At 35.7% G+C, this 24,386-nt stretch carries 26 protein-coding genes; 15 read left to right on the top strand and 11 right to left on the bottom strand.

The genetic code is table 11. The features are described from left to right. The 5 genes from P700755_RS02145 to P700755_RS02125 all read right to left on the bottom strand — a co-directional run bounded on the left by P700755_RS02145 (window position 1) and on the right by P700755_RS02125 (window position 3,873). Complete coding sequence (locus P700755_RS02145; protein ID WP_245535991.1) at window positions 1–381, bottom strand: DUF2752 domain-containing protein; 381 nt, start codon at window positions 379–381, stop codon at window positions 1–3. A 32-nt stretch (window positions 382–413) separates the two neighbouring features. After that, window positions 414–737: a CD225/dispanin family protein gene (locus P700755_RS02140; protein ID WP_015023110.1), complete on the bottom strand. Its 324-nt coding sequence runs from the start codon at window positions 735–737 to the stop codon at window positions 414–416. Window positions 738–805: 68 nt separating this feature from the next. Continuing rightward, window positions 806–2,095 (bottom strand): glutamate-1-semialdehyde 2,1-aminomutase, encoded by a 1,290-nt coding sequence (hemL, locus tag P700755_RS02135; protein WP_015023109.1) that lies wholly within the window; start codon window positions 2,093–2,095, stop codon window positions 806–808. Window positions 2,096–2,098: 3 nt separating this feature from the next. After that, window positions 2,099–2,926, bottom strand: coding sequence for a glucosaminidase domain-containing protein (locus tag P700755_RS02130; protein WP_015023108.1), 828 nt, complete (start codon window positions 2,924–2,926; stop codon window positions 2,099–2,101). Beyond that, a complete protein-coding gene (locus P700755_RS02125; protein ID WP_015023107.1) occupies window positions 2,923–3,873 on the bottom strand; it encodes a 1-aminocyclopropane-1-carboxylate deaminase/D-cysteine desulfhydrase in 951 nt (316 codons plus the stop codon). Before P700755_RS02125 ends, P700755_RS02130 begins: the two co-directional genes overlap by 4 nt. A 63-nt stretch (window positions 3,874–3,936) precedes the next feature. On the opposite strand from P700755_RS02125, the gene P700755_RS20235 reads away from it, so the two are divergent. The 4 genes from P700755_RS20235 to P700755_RS02110 all read left to right on the top strand — a co-directional run bounded on the left by P700755_RS20235 (window position 3,937) and on the right by P700755_RS02110 (window position 7,261). Next, entirely contained in the window at window positions 3,937–4,104 is a 168-nt protein-coding gene (locus tag P700755_RS20235; RefSeq protein ID WP_169314458.1) for a C1orf53 family protein, read from the top strand. Window positions 4,105–4,106: 2 nt separating this feature from the next. Beyond that, window positions 4,107–6,131, top strand: a complete 2,025-nt coding sequence (locus P700755_RS02120; RefSeq protein WP_015023106.1) for a urocanate hydratase — start codon at window positions 4,107–4,109, stop codon at window positions 6,129–6,131. A gap of 2 nt (window positions 6,132–6,133) precedes the next feature. Next, window positions 6,134–6,670, top strand: a complete 537-nt coding sequence (locus P700755_RS02115) for a DUF4136 domain-containing protein (RefSeq protein WP_015023105.1) — start codon at window positions 6,134–6,136, stop codon at window positions 6,668–6,670. A gap of 96 nt (window positions 6,671–6,766) precedes the next feature. Further along, a complete protein-coding gene (locus tag P700755_RS02110; RefSeq protein WP_015023104.1) occupies window positions 6,767–7,261 on the top strand; it encodes a GreA/GreB family elongation factor in 495 nt (164 codons plus the stop codon). Window positions 7,262–7,264: 3 nt separating this feature from the next. Here the strand turns inward: P700755_RS02110 and P700755_RS02105 are convergent, their stop codons facing one another. After that, on the bottom strand, window positions 7,265–7,915 hold the full coding sequence (locus tag P700755_RS02105; RefSeq protein ID WP_015023103.1) for an alpha/beta hydrolase: 651 nt from the start codon (window positions 7,913–7,915) through the stop codon (window positions 7,265–7,267). A 55-nt stretch (window positions 7,916–7,970) separates the two neighbouring features. Here P700755_RS02105 and P700755_RS02100 point away from each other — a divergent pair, with 55 nt between their 5' ends. From P700755_RS02100 to P700755_RS02080, 5 genes are all read left to right on the top strand, one after another. Next, the gene (locus P700755_RS02100; protein ID WP_015023102.1) at window positions 7,971–8,993 is read left to right on the top strand and encodes a glycoside hydrolase family 113; all 1,023 of its coding nucleotides are present in this window, start codon (window positions 7,971–7,973) and stop codon (window positions 8,991–8,993) included. 107 nt (window positions 8,994–9,100) lie between these two features. Continuing rightward, the gene (locus P700755_RS02095; protein WP_041758578.1) at window positions 9,101–9,520 is read left to right on the top strand and encodes a PaaI family thioesterase; all 420 of its coding nucleotides are present in this window, start codon (window positions 9,101–9,103) and stop codon (window positions 9,518–9,520) included. Further along, complete coding sequence (locus P700755_RS02090; RefSeq protein ID WP_015023100.1) at window positions 9,520–10,620, top strand: chorismate-binding protein; 1,101 nt, start codon at window positions 9,520–9,522, stop codon at window positions 10,618–10,620. Before P700755_RS02095 ends, P700755_RS02090 begins: the two co-directional genes overlap by 1 nt. Window positions 10,621–10,670: 50 nt before the next feature. Then, window positions 10,671–12,419, top strand: coding sequence for a 2-succinyl-5-enolpyruvyl-6-hydroxy-3-cyclohexene-1-carboxylic-acid synthase (gene menD, locus P700755_RS02085; protein ID WP_015023099.1), 1,749 nt, complete (start codon window positions 10,671–10,673; stop codon window positions 12,417–12,419). Window positions 12,420–12,479: 60 nt separating this feature from the next. Further along, window positions 12,480–13,322: a CvfB family protein gene (locus P700755_RS02080; protein ID WP_015023098.1), complete on the top strand. Its 843-nt coding sequence runs from the start codon at window positions 12,480–12,482 to the stop codon at window positions 13,320–13,322. Between the two features lies 1 nt (window position 13,323). Here the strand turns inward: P700755_RS02080 and P700755_RS02075 are convergent, their stop codons facing one another. Both P700755_RS02075 and P700755_RS02070 read right to left on the bottom strand, forming a co-directional pair. After that, complete coding sequence (locus P700755_RS02075) at window positions 13,324–13,773, bottom strand: hypothetical protein (RefSeq protein ID WP_245535990.1); 450 nt, start codon at window positions 13,771–13,773, stop codon at window positions 13,324–13,326. 73 nt (window positions 13,774–13,846) lie between these two features. Beyond that, a complete protein-coding gene (locus tag P700755_RS02070; protein ID WP_015023096.1) occupies window positions 13,847–14,749 on the bottom strand; it encodes a tryptophan 2,3-dioxygenase family protein in 903 nt (300 codons plus the stop codon). Between the two features lie 208 nt (window positions 14,750–14,957). On the opposite strand from P700755_RS02070, the gene trxB reads away from it, so the two are divergent. After that, the gene (gene trxB / locus P700755_RS02065; RefSeq protein ID WP_015023095.1) at window positions 14,958–15,941 is read left to right on the top strand and encodes a thioredoxin-disulfide reductase; all 984 of its coding nucleotides are present in this window, start codon (window positions 14,958–14,960) and stop codon (window positions 15,939–15,941) included. 60 nt (window positions 15,942–16,001) lie between these two features. Here trxB and aroB read toward each other — a convergent pair whose 3' ends face one another. After that, complete coding sequence (aroB, locus tag P700755_RS02060; protein WP_041758112.1) at window positions 16,002–17,072, bottom strand: 3-dehydroquinate synthase; 1,071 nt, start codon at window positions 17,070–17,072, stop codon at window positions 16,002–16,004. Window positions 17,073–17,164: 92 nt separating this feature from the next. Here aroB and P700755_RS02055 point away from each other — a divergent pair, with 92 nt between their 5' ends. The 4 genes from P700755_RS02055 to xseB are packed head-to-tail and all read left to right on the top strand — an operon-like array spanning window position 17,165 to window position 20,494. Beyond that, entirely contained in the window at window positions 17,165–18,358 is a 1,194-nt protein-coding gene (locus tag P700755_RS02055) for a proline dehydrogenase family protein (protein ID WP_015023093.1), read from the top strand. Between the two features lies 1 nt (window position 18,359). Beyond that, window positions 18,360–18,881: a DinB family protein gene (locus tag P700755_RS02050; RefSeq protein WP_015023092.1), complete on the top strand. Its 522-nt coding sequence runs from the start codon at window positions 18,360–18,362 to the stop codon at window positions 18,879–18,881. A 7-nt stretch (window positions 18,882–18,888) separates the two neighbouring features. Next, window positions 18,889–20,289: an exodeoxyribonuclease VII large subunit gene (gene xseA / locus P700755_RS02045; RefSeq protein ID WP_015023091.1), complete on the top strand. Its 1,401-nt coding sequence runs from the start codon at window positions 18,889–18,891 to the stop codon at window positions 20,287–20,289. Next, window positions 20,276–20,494 carry an exodeoxyribonuclease VII small subunit gene (xseB, locus tag P700755_RS02040; protein ID WP_015023090.1) on the top strand — a complete coding sequence of 73 codons (219 nt, stop codon included), beginning with the start codon at window positions 20,276–20,278 and terminating at the stop codon, window positions 20,492–20,494. Before xseA ends, xseB begins: the two co-directional genes overlap by 14 nt. Here the strand turns inward: xseB and kdsA are convergent. Further along, window positions 20,491–21,309 (bottom strand): 3-deoxy-8-phosphooctulonate synthase, encoded by an 819-nt coding sequence (kdsA, locus tag P700755_RS02035; RefSeq protein WP_015023089.1) that lies wholly within the window; start codon window positions 21,307–21,309, stop codon window positions 20,491–20,493. The genes xseB and kdsA overlap by 4 nt on opposite strands. 140 nt (window positions 21,310–21,449) lie before the next feature. Here kdsA and P700755_RS02030 point away from each other — a divergent pair, with 140 nt between their 5' ends. Further along, window positions 21,450–22,292: a DUF2911 domain-containing protein gene (locus P700755_RS02030; RefSeq protein ID WP_015023088.1), complete on the top strand. Its 843-nt coding sequence runs from the start codon at window positions 21,450–21,452 to the stop codon at window positions 22,290–22,292. A gap of 347 nt (window positions 22,293–22,639) precedes the next feature. On the opposite strand, the gene P700755_RS02025 is transcribed toward P700755_RS02030, so the two are convergent. Further along, a complete protein-coding gene (locus tag P700755_RS02025; protein WP_015023086.1) occupies window positions 22,640–24,343 on the bottom strand; it encodes a sodium:solute symporter family protein in 1,704 nt (567 codons plus the stop codon). Window positions 24,344–24,386: the final 43 nt, after the last annotated feature.

The following is a 24,386-nucleotide window of genomic DNA, read 5'->3' as shown; positions in this document are numbered from 1 at the left end:
TCAAGGAGCCAAAATAATGAATGGGTCCATCGGTATATTTCTCAAAATCCAAAAACTTACCACAACTACCAAAATCACCCATGGTGCTGCGTTGTGGTAAAGTATGTTTTTAACTGTGTTTTCCTTTTGAAAACTATTTTGGTAAAATACATAAAACTTATAGAAGATAACCAAAAGAGCTAAGATTATAAGAAAATTATGTTGGAGGCCTACCCATAAATTTCCGTGGAGCATTTCATGAAAAGCACGTTGGGATCCACATCCAGGGCAGTATAAACCGGTAAAACTATAAAAGGGGCATTTAGGAAAGTAGGCAAAAGACTTTGGGTTTAAATTAAAATAAAGTATACCCAATGCTAGAATCGCGATGGGTATGCTCATTTTTAATATTTGTGAAAAACCTTTAGTCATTTTTAGTTTTGGCTACTTTTTTCTAATTCTTGATTATAAGCTTTCGTGAATTCTTCCATAAACTCATCACCTGCAAATAGAAAAACAACTAATGGTATAGCAACCACAATCAAAAGTCCAAGGATAAGAGCAACAATCCACCATGTTTTCGCATTTTTAGAAGCCCTTTGTGCGCCTTCGTAATCTTCTGCATTATACTTTGTGTTGACCTGAGAAGCATAAATAATGCTTACAATTCCAGCTGGTAAACAGCATAAAATAGTAGTAATAATAGCCAATAACAGATGGTTAGAGGGCATTGGAGGTTTATTTTGATTAATTTCCATTGGATTATTTATTTATTTCCATAAAATTAACATTTAGTTAATCATAACCTAAGCATTCTTGAAAAAAGTTATTTTAACTCATGAACAAATTCAGAAAGAGCATTGACAGTGTGGTCTATATCTTCATAAGATAAAGCATCATTTAAAAAATAACTCTCAAAGGCACTTGGAGGCATATACACACCTCGGTCTAGCATACCATGAAAGTAGGTTTTAAACTTAGGATTATTTCCGTGAGCAGCCGTTTCAAAATCCATAACAGGATCTTTGCAGAAGTGAATAGAAATCATAGAACCTATTCTGTTGATTTGGTGATCAATATTAGCGTCGTTAAGCACCTTTGCCATGCCTTCATGTAAATATGCCGTCTTTTTATCAAGGCTTTCAAAGATTTCTCTATTGTTGTTCAGCTCTTTAAGCATCGTATATCCTGCCGCCATGGCTAAGGGGTTACCACTAAGAGTGCCTGCTTGATAAACTGGGCCGTCTGGAGAAAGATGATTCATGATGTCTGATTTTCCAGCGAAAGCCCCAACGGGAAGACCCCCACCTACAACTTTTCCAAACGTCACAATATCGGCTTCAACCCCCAATAATTCTTGGACACCTCCTGGTGCAAGCCTAAAGCCTGTCATCACTTCATCAAATACCAGTAAGATCTCGTTATTATCACAAATTTGTCTCAGACCTTCAAGAAATCCTTTTTTGGGAAGAATACAGCCCATATTACCAGCGACAGGTTCTATGATAATGCAAGCAATGTCTCCTTTATTCTCTTCTACTAGTTTTTCAACGCTTTCTAAATTATTGTAATGTGCTAACAGAGTATCTTTCGCAGTTCCTTTGGTAACTCCTGGAGAATTAGGTTCACCAAAAGTTACGGCACCACTTCCAGCTTGGATAAGAAATGAGTCACTATGACCGTGGTAGCATCCTGCAAACTTTATAATTTTATCTTTTTTGGTATAACCTCTTGCTAATCTTACCGCACTCATACAGGCTTCAGTACCACTATTGACAAATCGAATCTTATCAATTCCTGGAACCATACTCACTGCAAGTTTAGCAATTTCAGTTTCTAGAGCAGTAGGAATGCCGAAAGATGTTCCGTCTTTTGTTCGCTCCACGATTGCTTTAACAACTGCTGGATGCGCATGCCCAAGAATCATAGGGCCCCATGATGAGATATAATCAATCAGTTTGTTATCGTCTTCGTCATATAGATAAGCTCCCTTTGCTTTTTTTACGAAAATAGGATCGCCACCTACAGCATTGAAAGCTCTCACAGGAGAATTTACACCCCCAGGAATGTACTTTTTGGCTTCATTAAACAATGCACTACTTCGTTTGTAAATCATATGTTATCTTGTTTTTACTTTTAATTCTTGACCAATTTGAATCTGGTCATTCTTTAATCTATTAATTAATTTTAATTTTTCAACAGTAATGTCAAATTTTTGAGAAATATTATAAAGTGTATCCCCTTTTTTGACGAGATAGAATTCTAAATCGCTCTTTGAAATTCTTTTTGGCTTCGGTAAGGGCATATCCACATTCTTTCCTAACACCTCTTTATCAAACTCATTAAGGTTATACCGTTCAATGAGACTTATCAGTTTTTGAGGATATCTTGGGTCTGTGGCGTAGCCTGCACGTTTTAATCCTCTAGCCCAAGATGTGTAATCATCGCTTCTATAATCAAACAAAAAAGCATATCTATTTCTTTTAAATAAAAATAAAGAATGATCTCTAAAGGAATATTTGGGGTCATTGTATTTTCTAAAACACTCTTGATCTTCATCATCATCATGATAGACTTTCTCGCCTTTCCAGCCGTTGCATTTTATTCCGAAATGATTATTAGAGCGACTTGTGAGCGGGCCATTTCCAGATCCAGATTCCAGAATTCCTTGAGCAATCTTAATGCTCGCAGGGATACCGTAGAGCCTCATTTCTTCTTTGGCAATACTCGCATAATTGTATATATATAGCTCGACTGGGCTTAAGCTAGCAAGGTTTATCTCAGCTTTAGAAACCACATTGTTTTCGTCTTTTGACCGAGGATAAGCTCTAGGCACTTCCCTTGAAGCTTCGGTCTTTCTAGATGTAGTTGCTGCTGATTTTTTTGAAGATCCACAGGATGATATAAAAATCACTAAGAGGATATAGAGGCTGGCTTTAAGTTTCATAAAAGGGTAATGGTTTGAAGTCCTTTTTGTTTTAGGCTACGGTTTATACCTTCAATACCTTGAAGGCCTCCCGTATGAATTGCTAAAATACGAGTATTTTTGGAAAAAAAACCTGAGGATATTAATTCGAAAATGCCGTAAAACATCTTCCCGGTATAAATGGGGTCCAGTTGAATTTGATATTTACTTTGAAAGGAATTTATGAAGTCTATCAATTCTGAATTTACTTTAGCATAGCCTCCAAAATGAAAGTCGGTTTGAAGTGACCAATTGGATTTTGAAGTCCATCTGGAGATCTCATTTTGAAGGAAATTCCCTTTTAAAGCAGAAAAACCTAAGACATGTTGGTGAGATTTTGTACCCTCTATAAGTCCAGCAACTGTTCCACCAGTCCCAACCGACGAACAAATAACGTCGAAATTGTCATCTTCTGTGGTTAATATTTCAGTGCAGCCTTTTATGGCTAAAGCGTTAGTGCCTCCTTCTGGAATAGAATAAAGAGTTAAATCCGATTTAAATAGATCCTCAATATAGGGAATATGTTCTTTAAGTCTGTAGTCTTTTCTGGTCACAAAAAACAATTCCATGTTTTTTTGGAATGCAAAATTAAGAGTTGAATTACTGGCGAGTGTTTTCTGCAAATCTTCTCCAAGTTCTTGTCCACGTATAATTCCGATAGACTTTAAACCGATAATATGACAGGCTTCCGCCGTTGCCGCAATGTGATTTGAGAAGGCTCCACCAAATGTTAGGATTTTAGTAAATCCTTCATCCTGAGTTTTTAGAATATTATATTTAAGTTTTCTAAATTTGTTGCCTGAGACTATAGGATGAATTAAATCTTCTCGTTTTACAAATAATTCAACGCCATTAAACTCTCCTATAAATTGGTTAGGTGATGAGAAATTTTTAGAAAAAAAAGAGGTGGAAAACATAGGTAAATTCATAATAAAATTCAAAATTACAGTCTTAAATTCAATTTGTAGTCTGGTTTATTTAAATTTATAGAAATGATTAATTTTAAAAAGCAATTACCGTTGGAAGAGGGTGACTATTACATAACAAAAGAAGGCTATAGGTGTTTTACTGAACAGTACCACCTCAAGCGAGGTTATTGTTGTAAAAGTGGTTGTAGACATTGTCCATACGGTTATAAAAAGGAAAAAAATAATTCATAAATATGACGTTTAGCGAAGAAATTTTAGAAGGAATATCATCACAATTGCCATTACTAAGAAATTATGATAATGAGCTTAATCACGCCCCGAAACGAAAAAAATGCCTCACTGCTCCAGAAGAACTTCTCGCCCTTAAAAATGCGCTAAGATACTTTCCACAACACTTTCATAAGACTTTAGCAAAAGAATTCAAAGAAGAGCTAGATACTTATGGCAGGATTTATATGTTTCGATTTAAGCCAACTTTTGAAATTTATGCTAGACCAATTTCAGAGTATCCAGGCCAAAGTCAACAAGCTAAGGCTATTATGCTGATGATTCAGAACAACCTAGATAAGGCAGTCGCTCAACATCCCGATGAATTGATTACTTATGGAGGCAACGGGTCAGTTTTTCAAAATTGGGCTCAGTATAGGTTAACTATGAAATATTTGGCAGAAATGACAGATGACCAAACGCTAGTCATGAATTCTGGTCATCCGCAAGGGCTCTTCCCTTCCAGTGTTTCAGCACCTAGGGTAGTGGTTTCTAATGGAATGACTATTCCTAATTATTCTAAACCAGATGACTTCGAAAGGTTTAATGCCCTTGGAGTTTCCCAATATGGGCAAATGACAGCTGGAAGCTATATGTATATAGGCCCTCAAGGAATAGTTCATGGGACGACAATTACAGTTCTAAATGGATTTAGAAAAATCAATAAATCACCAAAAGGAGGTTTGTTTTTAACCTCTGGCCTTGGAGGAATGAGTGGGGCGCAGCCTAAGGCTGGGAATATAGCGGGTTGTGTAACCGTATGTGTTGAAGTAAATTCAAAAGCTATCCAAACACGACATGAGCAAGGCTGGGTAGATGAGGTTATTGATGATTTAGATTTTTTAGTCGAAAGAGTAATACAAGCAAAGAAAAATAAAGAAGCACTTTCCATTGCTTACCAAGGGAATATAGTTGAAGTCTGGGAGAAATTTGAAGAACAAAATATCCATATCGATTTAGGATCAGATCAAACTTCGCTTCATAATCCTTGGGCAGGAGGGTATTATCCTGTAGGATTTAGCTACGAAGAAGCCAACGAACTTATGGTGAATTCACCTGAAATTTTTAAAACTGAAGTTGAAAACACCTTAAAACGTCATGTTAATTCTATAAATACTCATTCAGAACGGGGGACTTATTTTTTCGATTATGGAAATGCTTTTTTATTGGAGGCATCTAGAGCTGGGGCTAAAGTTCATAAAAATGATAAAGGACAGCGTGTTAGTTTAGTTGATGCAGAATCAAATTCAAAAGAGTTTGCTTATCCTAGTTATGTTCAAGACATTATTGGACCTATGTGTTTTGATTATGGGTTTGGACCTTTTAGATGGGTTTGTGCTTCAGGACAACCTGAAGATTTGAAGAAGACAGACGCTATTGCTACTCAAGTTCTAGAAGAGCTTATGAAAACCTCCGAGAAAGATATTCAACAACAAATGCGAGATAACATTACTTGGATAAGAGGAGCTCAAGCCAACAATTTGGTAGTAGGTTCTCAAGCGAGAATATTATATGCCGATGCTGAGGGGAGAATGAAGATTGCAGATGCATTTAACAAAGCTATTTCTGAAGGTGATCTTGGTGAAATTATTTTGGGCAGAGATCATCATGATGTTTCTGGAACTGACTCACCTTATAGAGAAACTTCAAATATTTATGATGGAAGTAAATTTACAGCAGATATGGCAATTCAAAACGTCATAGGAGACAGTTTTAGAGGGGCTACATGGGTGAGTATACATAACGGAGGAGGTGTAGGTTGGGGAGAAGTTATCAACGGAGGTTTTGGCATGTTACTTGATGGTAGTATAGAAGCAGGTAAGAAATTAAAATCTATGCTGCATTGGGATGTAAATAATGGTGTAGCCAGACGATCTTGGGCTAGGAATGAAGGTGCAGAAATCGCTATAAAAAGGGCTATGAGTCAAGAACCCAAGCTAAAAGTAACCTTACCGTTTCATGTAGAAGATTCAATATTTAAAACACTATAATCATGAAAGTTTATGTACAAGTCTTGCTTTTATTAGGAATTATGTCTTTAATGTCATGTTCGTCAGTTCGAGTGGCAGCAGATTACGATAAAGAAGTAGATTTTAAAGTGTATAATTCGTTTGCTTTTTTTAAACCTGGCATAGATGAAGCCAAAATTTCTGATTTAGATAAAAAAAGAATTCTAAGAGCTATAGAAAGAGAATTAGAAGTTAAGGGTATGTTTAAGGTTTCTAATCCAGACTTACTTATAAGCATCTTCACAGAAACCAGAGAAAATGTAAATATTCACCAAAATAATTTTGGTTTCGGATGGGGGTGGAATCCCTATTTCTCCGGATTTGGTGGAAACAATATAGTCTCAAGTAATATAGAAGGGACGCTGTATATTGATCTTATTGATGCTCGAAAAAATGAGTTAGTTTGGCAAGGATTAGGAACGGGTATTTTAAGCCTTGACATGAAAAAGAAAGAAGAAAAAATTAATAAAATAGTAAATAAAATTTTGGAGGAATATCCTCCTGAAAGAGACCAGAAGTAAGTTCATGGTTGTTTATTTAGTTTGTTAGATGAAGCTGTACAGAGTGAAAGTTCATTTTGTACAGCTTTATTGTTATAATGAAGTCAAATTATTATTATGAGTAGAGGATTTGTGAAGGAAAGCGATCAAGAAGAACCACCTATAATCCCACCAAGAGCTTCCTTACCTGACGGTGTGACCAATTATGTTACTCCTCAAGGAAAAGAGATGCTCAGAGAAGAAAAATCAAAACTAGAGAAGCAAAGAGCCGATCTTACTATCCAAGACGATACCGAGCGAAGACGAGAATTGACTGTAATTGATGGAAAATTAAAGTTGCTCGATGAAAGATTAAATAGTGCTCAAGTTCTAAATCCAGAACAACAAAATAAAAGCGAAATTAGGTTTGGTGCGCATGTAAAGTTCAAAATGAATGGCTCCATTCAAGATTTTAAAATTGTAGGAGTGGATGAGGCCAACATCAAAGAAAAGAAAATAGCCTTTACTTCTCCTTTGGCTATGGCGATGACTTCTAAAAAGAAAGGAGATAATTTTGAATTTAAATTAAGTCAAGACTCTCGGCCTATTGAAATTTTAGGAATTAATTATTAATCATTAGAGATTTATAGCGCTAGCTACTTTCTCCAGACTTGCTTTATGCATTTCATGTTTGCCTTCGAACTTTAAAATTTCAGCTGCATTAGGAAAAATAGTAGAGGCTATTTTCAACTGAGTTTGGATTTTCTCTTCGGTTAAATACTCATCTTTAGATCCATAAATAATACTGGTTTTCAATTCTGGTAAATAGTTAAAATCTCGGGCATCAAATTCGTTAGGGATACTCCCTGAATGAAGAACCAAATGATCGCAAGTTATATGGCGTTGAGCCATCCAACGTGTAACAACAGAAACGCCTTGGGAAAACCCCATCAAAATTATATTTTTATCGGTTGGAAGAGATTCTTTGTTAAGCAGTGCATCTAAATAGTTTAGGATGTTTTCTGTATCAAGCTCTCTGTTTTCTTTGGTGAGCCAAGAAGCCCCTATATATTTATAAGCTTTGGTTTGGTAGTACTTAGAAGGAGCCTGAGGTGCGATAATATAATTTTCTTCTGGATTTAAATCCTCAAAGTAACTGATGAAATACTTGCTCAAAAAGCCGATTCCATGGCAGGCTATCCATATGTTTTTAGTTTTATCGGTTAGTTTATTGAGGGTAGAGTAAGTATTGGTTGTTTGGTAACTCACTTGATTCTGATGGCTCATTCTTGATTTTTTTTCTCTTTACAGAGATCAAAGTAATTGATTAATTTCGCTTTACATGAGCTATCTAAGACATTATTTTTCAATTTTCTTTATTTTCTATCTTGGATGTTCTTCACTTCACTCCCAATTTAAAGAAAACACGAAGATCAATGGAATAAGTATGGTAGCCTCCAGAAATACGATCACTCAAAATCACGCGAATGCGATAGTTCATTTAAATTCAAATTTTGTAAGTGTTATGCCTTACGCTTTTATGCCTAAACTCTCTCAACCAGAACTTATTTTTGATAAGAATAAGCAATGGGTTGGTGAAACCATGAATGGTATCAAAGCAGATATCGAAACGCTACAGGCTCAAAAGTTAGACGTTATGCTAAAACCTCACATTTGGGTCTGGAACGGTGATTTCACAGGAGATATCGAGATGTTCTCTGAAGAGCATTGGATTCAGTTTGAAGAAAATTACAAAAAATACATTTTAGCGTTTGCGCATCTAGCAGAATCTATGGGGGTTAAGTTGTTTTGCATGGGTACTGAACTAAATAGCTTTGTAAATCAAAGACCTGTGTTTTGGTGTTCACTTATTGATGAAGTCAAATCCGTTTATTCTGGTGATCTCACTTATGCAGAAAATTGGGATACTCATACCGAAGTTCACTTTTGGGATAGTCTAGATTTTATAGGCATCGATGCTTATTTCCCCATTTCTAATTCTAAAACTCCTAGCATTGAAGAGGCTTTTTTGAAGTGGGAAATTTTAAAAGAAGATCTCAAGACCTATTCTAAAGATTTTCAAACACGAATTTTATTCACAGAATATGGATACAGGAGTATAGATTTTGCAGGAGAGAAGCCATGGGTTTCCAAAAGAGTAGAAGATAAAGCAAATGAAAATGCTCAACTCAACCTATTAATGGCTTTACATCAAAGTTTATGGAAAGAAGATTGGTTTGCTGGTGGATTTTTATGGAAGTGGTTTCCTTATTATAATTTAAAAGCAGATCGACATCGAAATCGGTTTTCTATCCAAGGGAAAAAATCTGAAGCCTATCTCAAAGAATTTTATGCTGACCATTAAATCGCTTGTTGATGTTTAATAGAAGTTATAAAAGTATTTTAAAATCGACTTACTTCTAGTAAGCAATGGATTTCCTTTTTGTAATTTTGAATTCTGACAAAGCAATCATGAATAAAGAAAAGATACTGGAGCAGTGCAATGCCCATAGTAAGAATACGTTAATGGAAACTCTAGATATCACTTACGTTGATGTAGGTGATGACTTTTTGGTGGCTAAGATGCCTGTAACCCCAAAAGTGCATCAACCCGATGGAGTTTTACATGGCGGCGCTATGGTGGCTCTAGCTGAAAGTGTAGGGAGCGCAGCCTGTTTTGTTTTTTTGGATACCAAAAATTTTATGATTCGCGGTTTAGAAATTTCGGCTAATCATGTAAGAAGCTTGAGGAGTGGAGACGTATTTGCAACAGCCCAGTTCATCCATAAGGGAAGAACAACGCAGGTGTGGGACATCAAACTTAAAGATGTGGAAGGAAGACTTATCTCTGCTGTAAAGTTGACTACGATCGCTTTACCAAAAGCTAAATAATGCAAGAACTAAAAGAAGATATACAGAAACAATGGGCTTCTAATTTGCCTTTTGTCGCCTATCATTTTCCGAATTCTCGTGAAGTAACCTGTTTTTTTCAAAAAGACGCCACTTTAAGTCATCTTCAGAATTATAAAGAAACTGGATTCATTTTTTCACCTTTTGAAGCTACTTCTCAACCCGTCTTTTTTTCTGAAGAGAACTCCGATGTTCTTAAGTATGAACTCATCGATTCTGAAATAGAGTATGTTTCTAAATTCAGCCTTAAGAATACTCTATCCGATAAGAATAAATACATCGATTTATTGCAGCACACCATTACAGCAGTCAAGAACGAGGAGTATAAAAAAGTAGTGGTTTCTAGGGTAATGACCGAGGATTATACGTTGGAAAATCCAGAAGAGTTGCTTTTGAAGTTGATACATTTTTATCCAGAAGCTTTTACTTATATCTGGTTTCATCCAGAAATAGGCTTATGGGCTGGAGCTTCACCAGAAATATTTGCCAAAACGTACAGGACCAAATTTGAAACGATGGCTTTAGCTGGAACAAAGCGAGTAAATGAAAATCGGGAGTGGACACAAAAAGAGCTAGATGAGCAGCAAATTGTAACCGATGAAATAGTAAGTGCCTTGGAAAACCATACCCAAAATGTTCAAGTTCACCCCAGAATAACCGATCGGGCTGGCGATTTATTTCATCTTAGAACAGATATATCAACAGATTTCGATTCTTCCAAATTGGGCTTAGTCTTAAAAGATTTACACCCCACCCCAGCTGTTTGTGGCCTTCCAAAAGCAAAGGCTTACAAATTCTTAAAAGAGAATGAAGGCTATGATAGGCAGTTTTACACTGGCTTTTTTGGAGAATTGAATGTGGCTAAGCAAACACAGCGATCCAATAGGACTAGGAACCAAGAAAACCAAGCTTACAAATCAGTTGTGAGAGCCTCCAATTTATATGTGAATTTAAGATGTATGAGTTTTAAGCATCGGAAGGTCCATATATACATAGGTGGAGGAATTACTAAAGATAGTATTGCTGAAGAGGAATGGACCGAAACGGTAAATAAATCTAGGACGATGTTAAAAGTGCTATAAGAATTTGAATAACCCTTAGGTAAAGGCATAGTTCCTTGTATTTTTGTGTCATGAAGCAGATTTATTCTTCAATTCCTACAGCTCAAATTATAACAGAACTTTGTGTGAAAAATCACATTGAACATGTCGTTATTTCTCCTGGTTCTCGCAACGCCCCTCTTACTATTACACTTGCTAACCATCCTAAAATAAAAGCATATAGTATCGTTGATGAACGCTGTGCTGCTTTTTTTGCATTAGGAATGACTCAGCGTTTTAATACCCCAGTTGCGGTAGTTTGCACTTCAGGTTCAGCTCTTTTGAACTATTATCCGGCTGTATCAGAAGCTTTTTATAGCAATTTGCCTTTGGTAGTTATCTCTGCAGATCGACCAGAACACCTTATTGATATTGGTGATGGACAGACTATAAGACAAACAAATGTCTTTAAAAATCATATCCTTTATTCGGCTAATCTTAAAGGAGACTTTCATAATTCTGAAGATCAATCTGTTCATGATTTTAATGCTAAGGAAACACATAAGGCTCTACAAACAGCTATTCTAAAACAAGGTCCTGTTCATATCAATGCCCCATTTGACGAGCCCTTGTATCATAAAGTTGAGAAATTGAGTGCTAAGCTTTTAACACAAAAAGCCTTTGATCTTCAGCCGGTTAAATTTGATAATTCTGGATTTGTAAAAGCTTGGAATTCTTCTAAGAAAAAATTGGTTTTGGTAGGGGTGAATCTCGATGAAAAAATAGACAAAGAGGTTTTGAAGGTGTTGTCTCAAGATTCTTCGGTTATTGTGATGACAGAAATCACCTCCAATATTTCCGATGCTAATTTTTTTACAAATATCGACTCTATACTGGCTCCAATAGAGCAGGAGTCAGATTCGGTTTTACTTTTTGAAGCTCTGCAGCCAGAAATGCTTATTACTTTTGGCGGATTGATTGTCTCCAAAAAAATAAAGAAATTTTTAAGACAATACAAGCCAAAACAGCACTTCCATATTGATCCAAGAGAAGCAAATGACACCTTTTTTTCCTTGACTCAGCATTTCGAAACTTCGGTGAATTCCTTTTTTAAAACGGTAATGCCTAGGTTAGATAACGTTCATTCCTCCTATTTTGAATCTTGGAATGCTATTAGGTTAAAAACCTTAGAGTTTAGAGAGATTTACAGGCAACAAATAGAATTTACAGATTTTGCCTTTTACTATAGTCTTTTTGAGACCTTACCTCAAGATGAAATCGTTCATTTCGCTAATAGTTCAAGTATCAGGTATGCAAATTTATTTGATTCTAAGCGTCCTATAAAAACCTTTGCCAATCGGGGAACTAGTGGAATAGATGGTAGCACCTCTACAGCAATAGGTTATGCTGTAGCTAGCCAAGAACCAACCACTTTGGTAACTGGAGATTTGAGTTTTCTTTACGATTCTAATGCGCTTTGGAATCAGTATATTCCAAAGAATTTTAAAATCATTCTTTTGAATAATGCTGGTGGCGGAATATTTAGAATTCTACCAGGCCATAAAGAAGAGGACTATTTTGAAAATTTCTTTGAGACTACCCATCAACTTAATGCTGAGCATTTATGTGCTATGTATGGCATAAACTACGTAACTGCTCACGATCAAGAAGAGGTGAACAAGGAGTTGCCAGCTTTTTTTGAAAGAAATGATAGTCCACAACTTATTGAAATCTTTACACCTCGATTAAAAAATAACAAAGTCTTATTGAATTATTTTGACTTTCTAAAAAATAATATTAATTTTAAGTCTATGCTTTACTTTAAATCTTTGGAGTCTTAGTGACGGCTTAATTTATAAGCAAGCTTAATTTTACTTACTTTTGTACATAAATTAAATTTAATGTTAGACTTAGGCGTAAAGCATACCTTAACGATTGATAGAGACACTCCTCCTGGATTGTTTTTAACACAAGATTCTACTGAAGAAGAAGTTCTTCTCCCTAATAAATACAAACCAGAGCAGTTTGAAATTGGAGATCAGTTGGAGGTGTTCGTTTATTTAGACTTCGATGAGCGTCCAGTAGCAACTACCTTGGAGCCTAAAGTGATGTTAGATGAATTTGCTTTTTTAAAGTGCGTCGACAGTAATGATTTTGGTGCTTTTTTGGATTGGGGACTAGAAAAACATTTGTTTGTACCTCATATCGAGCAAGCCTACAGAATGATAGAAGGGGATCATTATTTGATCTTTTGTTACTTAGATGAGCAAACTAACCGTCTAGTCGCCTCTAGTCGCGTTAATAAATTTGTAGATAATACCATCCTTACAGTAGAGCATTTTGATGAAGTAGATTTGATCGTTACCAATCCTACTGATATGGGATATAATGTTATCATTAATGAAATTCATTCGGGTTTATTGTACAAAGATGAAGTCTTTCAAGATTTAAAAACAGGAGATATACTTAAAGGGATTATTAAAAAAATAAGACCTGATAATAAGATAGATGTCTCTCTTCAACGCCCAGGTTATAGAGGTATTGAGCCCAATGCGGACAAGATAATGGAGGTTCTTCAGGCTACTGAGGATGGTTTTCTTTCCTTACATGATAAATCTAAACCTGAGCTTATTTATGATACGGTTCATCTCAGTAAGAAAGCGTTTAAAAAAGCGATAGGGACGCTTTATAAAAACAGGCAAATTACTATTGAAAATGGGGTGGGGATTTATATTCAAAAATAAATTACCTAAAGTAGAATCCTGTTCCTGAAGATCTTCTGTAAGGTGATAATTGATAAAACGGAGATATGAATTGATATTGATCCCCTAAATCTTTATAGCTAGAATTTTTGATTCTATGAAGATCTGAATATATGGCTTGATTGTGATAAGAAGGCGCCCAAGGTGAAGTCGAGCTGTTGTCTATTTTCGGCTTGAAATTGGTAAACATGGCAGTTTGTCTGTCTACAAAAGAAAACTGTTGCTCTTGTTGTTGCTTAGCCCTGTAAGCTTTTCTATTTGCTGCTTCTACCATGTTTATCTCTGGCCTTGAGGAAAAGGGGTCCTTAAAAATATTAACTTCTGGTAAGTTAAACTGTCTTCCCATTGTTCTTATGCTAAAAGGGTCTTCATTAAAACTCAAGGAGGTAAGTAGTCTTGGCTCAAACATGGCAAAATCAGATTGAGCTTTCAAAAAATGAAAGCTTAATACAAAAGTGGCTATTAAAAAAAGCTTTGAAAACTTCATGCTTAAAATTAATCAAAAATTATACCCAATTTAAGATATCATCTTCTTTCCATAATTCTGGGAAAAAAGAGCGTTGCTGGTATTTGGGATGAAGATACTTTTTCCAGTCGGAACCACCAGTCGCTTCTTTTACTTTTCCTTTTTTTTGTAAATATTTTGCAGCAGTTTTGAGGTGTACCATTGGCCATCTTACGTTGTAGTGATGGTCAAAATCTTTCATCCTAATTTTCAACTTATCACTAGGGTTCTCAAATTTTAAATATTGTTCCAAGATACAGTGACCCTGAAGATTCATTGTTAAAGCTTTAAAACCTTTGAGGTATTTTTCTTCAAAAGCCCTAAGCGTATAGCTGCTTTTGCCTGTGTTTTTGTCATAGCCAGCATCTCTCCAGTATATATTTTCAAAAATTTCATCAGAACTAGGAGAGGAGGTGAGCTCTTTTCTTCCATTTTCATTCACTAAATTGATGGGAGGTGTACACATCAATTCTAAATGACGAAATTGTGCACTTTGGAATCCACTAGCCGGTGTTAGAGATAATCGAAACTGACTGTAATCGTCGTAATTTATGCCATCTTTCATAACATCAAAAGAAGTGATAAGCATATCGGTATAGCGCATAAGCCGTTTGAGCTTATCCATAAATATCTCTTCCTCAGTAAAGTCTTTAAGTTCTGTAATTTGTTGAGCCTCATGGATCATGAGTTTTAGTGTAAGCTCAGTAATTTGATGATAAATAATAAAAACAGTTTCGTCCTTAAAATCTGTTTTAGGTTTTTGTAAAGACAACAAGGTATCTACCTCAATATAATCCCAATAATTAAGAGGCTTGGAATGGAGAAGACCTTTTAAGTAAGTTTCAGGATTCTCTCCTAAGGCTTCGTACTTGTTTTTGAGTTGCTTTAAAAGCTCTTCATTCATCGACTTTTGTTTTTATCCAAATTTATTAAATTTAGTCAAGCTAAAGGTCAATTTGATTAAATAAGGTTGACCAAATCATCAACTTGTTGTGATATCAGGATCAAAACTTTTCTTACCATAAAGTAAGCTGATACATATATACTAAGAACAAATTTTTGAAGTCCTAGAAAACCTAAAAACTTGTTACCTTTGTAAAAAAATATAAACTATGTCAGATACTATAGAACGTATAAAATGTTTAATCGTAGGTTCAGGTCCTGCTGGTTATACAGCTGCGATTTATGCTGCAAGAGCAGACATGAACCCAGTGGTTTACACAGGAATAGAGCCTGGAGGGCAATTGACAACCACTACAGAAGTTGATAACTTCCCTGGTTATCCTCAAGGAATTGATGGTCCAAGAATGATGGTAGAGTTACAGCAACAAGCGGAGCGTTTTGGAACTGATGTTCGCATAGGTATGGTAACCAAGGTAGAACTGTCTGATAAAGTAGGGGGTATTCATAAAGCCCAGATTGATAATAAAACGTGGGTTGAAGCTGAAACTGTCCTTATTTCGACTGGTGCCTCAGCTAAATATTTAGGAATACCAAGTGAACAACGGTTAAGAGGTGGAGGAGTTTCTGCTTGTGCGGTTTGTGATGGTTTCTTTTATAAAGGACAAGATGTTGCGATTGTAGGTGGTGGAGATACCGCTTGTGAAGAAGCAACATACTTATCTAATATTTGTACTAAAGTCACCATGTTGGTAAGGAAAGGGGATATGAAAGCTTCTAAAGCCATGCAGCATCGTGTTGAAAAAGCAAAAAATATCGATCTTAGATATTACTCTGAAATCGATGAGGTACTTGGAGAACAAGTTGTAGAAGGCTTAAGAATTCTCAATAACAAAACAGGTGTAAAAGAAGAAATAAAAATCACAGGTTTGTTTATAGCTATTGGACATAAGCCTAACACCGACATGTTTAAAGGCTATTTAGATATGGATGAGATTGGTTATATTATCACAAAACCAAAATCTACTAAAACAAATTATCCTGGCGTGTTTGCATGTGGTGATTCTCAAGATAAAGAATATAGACAAGCAGTTACAGCGGCAGGAACTGGATGCATGGCCGCTCTAGATGCAGAACGTTACTTAGGGAGCCTAGAAGGAATACTTGAAAATGAAAAAGAGGCAGTGGCTAACTAACACTTAAACTCACTTATAAATAAAATTTAATAGTGAGTTTATATGATGATTTAAAATTTACTAAAGGTCTTTGTAATACGCAAAGGCCTTATTTATTTGATCATCGCTCACCCTGCAATTTAGTTTTGGCTGACCTATTTTTTCTAATAAAACAAAGTTGATATTACCACTAGAATTTTTCTTATCATGTTTAAGATAAGTTTTTATCTTGGACACATCCTCTGAAGTGAAAGTGACTGGTTTAAAATATTGGCTGATAAGTTGACTCGCCTTGTCGCATTTTTCTTCTGTAAATTTTAATATATCTGCAGATAGCTTTAGTGCTAAAATCATTCCTATGGCCACAGCTTCTCCGTGAAGTAGTTTCGTTTTAGAGGGCGATTCCATCTGATAGGATTCTATAGCATGCCCAAGGGTATGCCCGAAATTTAAGGCCATTCTCAATCCATTTTCAAAGGGATCTTCTTCGGCTATTTTAGTTTTGATTCGGATTGAATCTCTAATCAACTCTGGCAGTTTGTCTACTTGAAATTGAGATAAATCTTTAAAGCTGTCTAAATAGTCTTCATTTGCAATTAAGCCGTGTTTAAGCATTTCCGCTAACCCACTCCTCATTTCTTCAGAAGGTAAAGTAGAGAGATAACCAACATCTACAACAACCAGTTGAGGTGGACGTATAAGTCCGATTTGATTTTTTAAACTATCAAGGTTTACACCATTCTTTCCCCCTATCGCAGCATCTACCATGCCGAGTAGAGTTGTAGGAATATGGACAAAGTCAATCCCTCTCTTAAAACTAGAGGCTACAAACCCACCGATATCTGTCACAATTCCACCACCGAGATTTATCAAAAGCGATTTTCTATCAGCCCCAGTTTCAGATAAGGTTTTCCAGATTTCCGAACAAGTCGAAATAGTTTTGAATTCTTCTCCAGGTTCAATTTCGATCCATTCAATTCTGACGTCTGCTTCAATTTTTTCTGAAAGAAATTTAGAGCATTTCTCCTGAGTATTGGAGTCGACCAAAATATAAATGGAAGAATAGGCTTTGATGTTTATTAGTAAATTGAGTTCAGTATACGCCTGTTCTTGAAATGCTATGGTATAGTTTTCTAGCTCTATCGTATTCATCATTAAAAAGCTTTGTTAAGATTCTTGAAATAGCTAAGTTGCTACCGCGAAAATACTACATCAATTCCTATATTTGAATACAATTTTTCAATATGATCGATACTAAAATATTCAACGATACCAAACACGCCTTTGTCTTAAAATCAGATAAAGACTTGAAGCGTTCCCTGTTTCTCTTTACTATGATGAACATTCCTTTTTTTGTTCCGATTTCTACAAGAGCAACCAATTTAGCTCTAGACTTAAAACTACCTATCGATAGTTTGGTGAGAGCTACTATTTTCGAGCAATTTTGCGGAGGTGAAAGCCAAGATGAATGCATGCCACTTGTGAAAAAAATGTATGCAGAAAATGTGTACAGTGTTTTGGATTACTCTGTAGAAGGCAAGGAAACCGAAGAGGAATTTGATAAAGCTGCAAATTCAAAAATAGAGATTATAGAATATGCCTCTAAGTCAAAAGAAATTCCTTTTGCTGTAGCAAAACCAACGAGTTTAGGACGTTTTGCTATATGGGAGAAAGTCACTGCCAACGACGTCCTTTCGGAAGAAGAACAACAAGAATGGGACAGTATAAAATTTAGGTTTGAAAAGGTTTGCCAAGCTGCTTACGATAATGACACCAAACTTCTTATCGATGCAGAAGATACCTGGATGCAAGATGCAGCAGACAATCTTGCTGAGGATATGATGAGAAAATTCAATAAGGAAAAAGCAATCATATTCAATACGCTGCAATGCTACCGTTGGGACAGATTGTCTTACACAAAGGCTATACATGAAAGAGCTCAAAGGGATGGTTTTAAATTGGGGTTTAAAACAGTTCGAGGTGCATATATGGAAAAAGAGAATGCGAGGGCCAAGAGTAAAGGCTATCTAACCCCTATCTGTGAGGATAAAGAAGCTACCGATGTTAACTTTAATGCAGTGATGTGTTATTGTATAGACAATATAGATCAAATTTCGCAATTTATAGGAACTCATAATGAGGTGAGTACTTATATGGCATTACAGTTAATGAGCCAAAAAGATATTTCACTTTCAGATGACAGAATTTGGTTTGGACAATTGTATGGGATGAGCGACCATATCAGTTTCAACATTGGTAGAATAAATTCCAATGCAATTAAGCTCCTACCATTTGGTCCTATTAAAGATGTGATTCCGTATTTGATAAGAAGAGCTCAAGAAAATTCTTCTGTTCGAGGTCAGACCGGTCGTGAATTAGCTTTATTAAGAGAAGAAAAGCAAAGAAGAGCTGGCCAATTTGTAAAACGAGTTGAATAATATGGAAGTTACAAAAGCAGAGATTTATCAAACAGAGTATAAACCATATTACGACTTGTATCTTCAACGTGTTTCTTCAGAGACCAACCTATTAGAAGCTTTGGACCAAAAAGAAGAGTTAATTAATTTCTTCAATACTATCCCAAAGAACAAATTAGGTTTTAGATATGCACCCAATAAGTGGACGCCAAAGCAGATTCTTCAGCATCTCATCGATACCGAGCGTATTTTCATGAACAGGGCTTTGAGGTTTGCAAGAAAGGACTTTACAGAGTTGCCAAGTTATGATGAAAACGACTATGCGGAACACTGTTTTTCTAATCATAGGACTTTAGAAGATTTAGTAGAAGAATTTCAGGCTTTGAGGATATCTAGCATATATCTATTTAAAAGTTTTGAAAATGAGATGCTCACCAATATTGGTCAAGCCAGTGGAGGTCCATTTTCTGTAAGAGTTTTACCTTTTATTTTATGTGGTCATCAAAAGCATCATATCCATATTATTAAAGAGCGTTATTTATAAGAATTCAATGTCAAACTCAACTGCAACTTCTGTATTTACTTTACTAGATATTGGTAAGAGTTTACAACGGATGATTTCTACGCATTACCACAAGCCATACTGGATTAAAACCGAGATTGCCAAGTTAAACGCATATACTAAAAGCGGACATTGTTATCCAGACTTAGTCGAAAAACAGAACGGACAAGTATTGGCTCAAATGCGAGCTATTATATGGTCGGATACTTTTAAGACTATTTCAAAACAATTTGAAGACGTCACCAGAAAACCCTTGTCTGAGGGGATGACGGTTATGATCTTAGCTAAAGTTACCTATCATCCCAATTATGGGTTTTCTTTGAATATTGTAGATATTGATGCTAGTTTTACCTTAGGTGAGATGGCCAAAGAAAAGCTAGAAAGCCTTAAGCGTTTAAAAACTGAAGGCTTGTTTGACCTAAATAAGACTCTTACTTTTCCGAAAGTTCCAAAGCGTATTGCTATTATTTCTGTGGAAACCAGCAAAGGTTATCAAGACTTTTTGAATATTATTTCGCATAACAAATACGGGTTCAAATTTGAGTTGGAGCTCTTTCCTGCTTTGCTTCAAGGTGATAAAGCCATCACTTCTATTTCTGAAGCATTGGAGCTTATCAAAACAAGAACATCTGAATTTGATGTAGTCACAATTATAAGAGGTGGAGGCGGGGATGTAGGTTTAAGCTGTTATGATAGTTTTATTTTAGCCTCTAAAGTGGCAAGATTCCCCTTGCCAGTTATTTCTGGGATTGGTCATTCCACCAATGAAACTCTAGTCGAAATGGTAACCTATACCAATAAAATCACTCCTACAGATGTCGCCTATTTTTTTATCGATAGATTTATGGATTGCTTTGAGGAGCTGAATATGCTGCATTCAGATTTCAATAGATTAGTAAAGTATAAGCTGAAGGAAGAACAGTTTGAATTAAAAGCTTTGCACCTAAAATTTAAATCTCAAGTCGACACGCTTTTACAACGGCATGACTTTATGTTGAAACAACAGCGACAACGAATCAAATCTACACTACCTTCTTATGTAAGAAGTCGGTTTGACGGCTTAACTCAGTTGAGTTTTCAACTTAAGTTTATGACCAAACAAGGCTTTCAAACTGAAAATCAACAATTAAGGCGGCTTTCAAATACCTTAAAGAGGGAAACCTCAGACGTGTTGGTAAATAATCACAACACTCTGAATTATTTATCTTCTAATCTAAAATTATTATCACCAGAACAAATTCTTAAACGCGGATATACATTGAATCTAGTTAACGATAAGATTATAAAATCCGCTTCTGATTTAAAAACTGGGGATCAACTAAAGACTATGTTTGCAGACGGTTATGCTGAAAGTAAAGTGATAAAAACAAAACTCAATGGAAAAAATTAAAAATTACGAAACTGCTTTAAGCGAACTAAAAACTATAGTTTCCAAGATCGAAAATGACTCAGTGTCTGTAGACGAACTTACCAAAAAGGTAGAACGAGCTTCGGAGTTGATGAAGTATTGCAAAACAGTTTTGACCAAAACCGAGACCGAAGTCAATTCTGCTCTGGATGATATGGTGGATCTAAACGAGGACTCCAACGATTAAAATTGGTTGATAGTTTGTCTTATTTTAACCAAACGTGTTAGAATCCCTTCTAGCAAATCTATATTGAGCATATTGGCGCCATCACTTTTAGCTTCGCTTGGATTAAAGTGAGTTTCAATGAACAGTCCATCTACATTATTGACTATTCCAGCTCTAGCAATGGTTTCAATCATTTCGGGCCTTCCTCCAGTAACTCCAGAAGATTGGTTGGGTTGTTGTAAAGAATGGGTAACATCTAAAACTGTTGAAGCATAACGCCGCATCGTTGGAATACCTCTAAAATCTACAATTAAGTCTTGATACCCAAACATGGTTCCACGATCTGTAATCATCACTTTATCATTGCCAGAATCCTTTATCTTTTGTGTTGCATGCTGCATACTCTCAGGACTCATAAATTGTCCTTTTTTAAGATTGATGACCTTACCTGTTTCTGCTGCTGCGACTAGCAAATCAGTTTGACGCACTAGGAAAGCAGGAATTTGTAAAATGTCCACATACTTTGCTGCCATAGCAGCGTCACTTTCTTGGTGAATATCTGTGACTGTCGGTACATCAAACTTTTCACTTACTTTTTTGAGGATTTCTAAGGCTTTTTCATCCCCTATTCCTGTAAAGCTATCTATTCTACTTCGATTTGCTTTCTTAAAAGAGCCTTTGAATACAAAAGGGATTTCTAGTTTATCAGTAATTTCCAAGATGCGTTCGGCAATTCTCATAGCCATATCTTCACTTTCTATAGCACAAGGTCCAGCTAATAAGAAAAAGTTGTAGGAGTTGGTATGTTTAAGTTTAGGAATAAGTTGCAAATCCATTTTTTTAATTTTTTTCAAAGATAAGGATTTGTAGTAGGATTTCTGTTCAAGTATTTTAGTAAGACAAATATTTTCTAGGACATATATTTACTTATCTTTAAATTTAATTGTTAAATCAAAAATTTAAAGATAAAAACACCATGAAAACATTTTTAACAGCCTTAGTGCTAACGTTCTCCATGTCCATTTTTGCTCAATTGGAGGCTCCACAACCAAGTCCAAATTCGAACACAACCCAAATGGTTGGTTTGTCTGAAGTATCAATTGCTTACTCTAGACCTTCTGCAAATGAAAGAGCTGTGTTTGGAAATCTTGTTCCTTTCAATAAGCGATGGAGGACAGGGGCCAATGAAAATACAATCATCACTTTTTCTACGGACGTAAAAATTGGTGAACAAGCTTTAGAAGCTGGAAGTTATGCGGTCTACAGTACTCCTAAAAAAGAGAGTTGGGATGTCTTTTTTTATGAAGACACAGACAATTGGGGCTTGCCAAAAACATGGAATGAAGATGCTGTAGCTGCTATGGTAAATGTCCCTGTAAAATCATTAAACCATATGGTTGAAACTCTAAGTATCGATTTAGGAGCTTTACGGATGGATAAAGCACATCTTCAGATGTCTTGGGAGAAGACAATGGTTGAAGTACCAATCAGTTTCCCAACAGATGATCTTGTTATGGAAAGTGTAACCGCTATAATGAGTGGTCCATCCGCTAACGATTATTTCGATTCTGCCATATATTACCTCAATGCTGGTAAGGATATGAATAAAGCAGAAGAGTGGATGGAAAAGGGAATGGTTATGGTTGAAGTTAAACCATTTTGGATGCTAAGACAGCAGTCATTGATCTATGCTGCCAATGGTAAAAAAGATAAAGCTATAGTAACCGCTAAAGCCTCTTTGGAAGGTGCTAAAAAAGCTGGGAATGCAGATTATATTAAGATGAACGAAGATTCTTTAAAAGAATGGAACGCTAAATAGTTTATCTTTTAAGAGGCTTTTCAAACTCTATGTTGTCATTCTGATGGAACCGTTTTAGAGATTGAAGTATCTTCTTTTCAAAAAAAAGATTACTCGTCGAAGCAAAAAAAGGCTTCTCTTTCGGAAAGACACTTAATACCAAATTATATTTATAATGCCGTATGAATAAATTGAATTATTTTTTGATTGATTGATTGAAATCAAAAATAACTAGCATAGCCTTAGCTACGGTAATTATTTTTGATGAAAAACAGGCGAAAAAGAAACGGTTTATTGCGTCATTATAGGTCTAATTTGGTATAAGTTTCATTGAAGTAATGGAACGCTAAATAAAATTTGTTATTAAATTATCCTTGAACCGACTCAATGTTTTGAGTCGGTTTTTTTGTGAGCGCTTGTAGGAGAATAGCAATCATAACAACCAATCCACAGCCAAATAAATTCAGCCATAAATAGGGCATCCAGTCATTAAAATAGCCATAAATAACGATAATTTGAGTAATGATGGCAGCGATAAAAACAGCTCTGCTCTTCACATACGTTATGAAAAAGGCAAGCAAGAATATACCCAATACATTGCCATAAAAGATGGAGCCTATAATATTTACAAGTTGGATCAGGTTGTCAAATAAATTGGCAGTGCACGCGACTATAATAGCAAAGATTCCCCAGCCAAGTGTAAACCACTTTGTAGAATATAAGTAATGCCTTTCACTCATTTCAGGAGTTCTATTTCTTCTATACAAATCAATTGTCGTCGTGGAAGCTAAAGCATTCAATTCTGAAGCTGTTGAGGACATTGCTGCTGATAGAATCACGGCAAGAAGCAAGCCCACCAAACCCCTAGGTAAATTATTGAGGATAAAGTGAATGAAAACATAATCTTTGTCATTGGTTTCAATTTTACTATCCACTTTAGATATTATGGTTTTCGCATCATCTCTAAGCCGAACTTCTTGAGTGTTGAGATTTTTTAATTTACTCTGTAGGTTTTGACTTTCGATTTCTGAAACGTCCATAGAAAACTGATTGGCCAAGTTCTTCTTTTTATCCTGAACAGATTTAAGTTGCGTTTCTAAGGTTTCAAATTCTGACGCATATTCGGACTCTTCAACTGCAATTTTTCCTGCTGGGTTAAAGTTGATCGGAGAGTAATTGAATTGGTAAAACACAAATACCATCACGCCAATCAATAAGATAAAAAACTGTAACGGCACTTTTAAAATTCCATTGAAGATAAGTCCCATTTGGCTTTCCCTTAAACTCCTCCCGGAGAGATAACGCTGGACTTGACTTTGGTCTGTTCCAAAATAGGAAAGAGCTAAGAAAGTGCCTCCAATAATTCCACTCCAAAATGTGTATCGATTATCAAAGCTAAATGAAAAGTCAAGGACATCTAACTTGTTGTTAGCTCCAGCGATTTTCATGGCTTTATTGAAAGTGATATCTTCTGGCAGAAAAGAAAAAATCATTATAAAAGCGATGATCATTCCAATCAAGATAACAGCCATTTGTTGCTTTTGAGTCACATTTACGGCTTGGGTTCCACCTGTAACGGTATAGATGATCACGAGTATACCAATAATGATATTGAGATATAATAAATTCCACCCTAAAACAGCTGAAAGTATGATAGAAGGTGCGTATATAGTGATACCTGCAGCTAAACTTCGTTGTATTAAAAACAAACTTGCTGTGAGAGTCCTTGTTTTTAAATCGAAGCGAGACTCCAGATATTCATAAGCTGTATATACCTTAAGACGGTGGTAAATCGGAAGAAAGACCACGCAGATAATAATGATAGCAATAGGCAAACCAAAATAAAACTGAACAAAGCCCATTCCATCATGAAAGGCTTGTCCTGGTGTAGACAAAAAAGTTATTGCACTTGCTTGTGTTGCCATTACAGACAACCCAACAGTCCACCACTCCGATTTATTACCACCTCTAATGAAATCGTTAACATTTTCATTTTTTCGGGACTTTAAGCTGCCATAAATAACAATAAAAGCGAGGGTTCCAAAAAGAATAATAAAATCTAAAACTTCCATGAATTTAATTTTGAAACCAATTCATGAATACATAAAATCCTAG

Origin of the sequence: Psychroflexus torquis ATCC 700755, from assembly GCF_000153485.2 — a bacterium.
Lineage (GTDB): Bacteria > Bacteroidota > Bacteroidia > Flavobacteriales > Flavobacteriaceae > Psychroflexus > Psychroflexus torquis.
The sequence above is the reverse complement of the archived record's forward strand: the minus strand, read 5'-3'. Positions and strand labels throughout refer to the sequence as shown.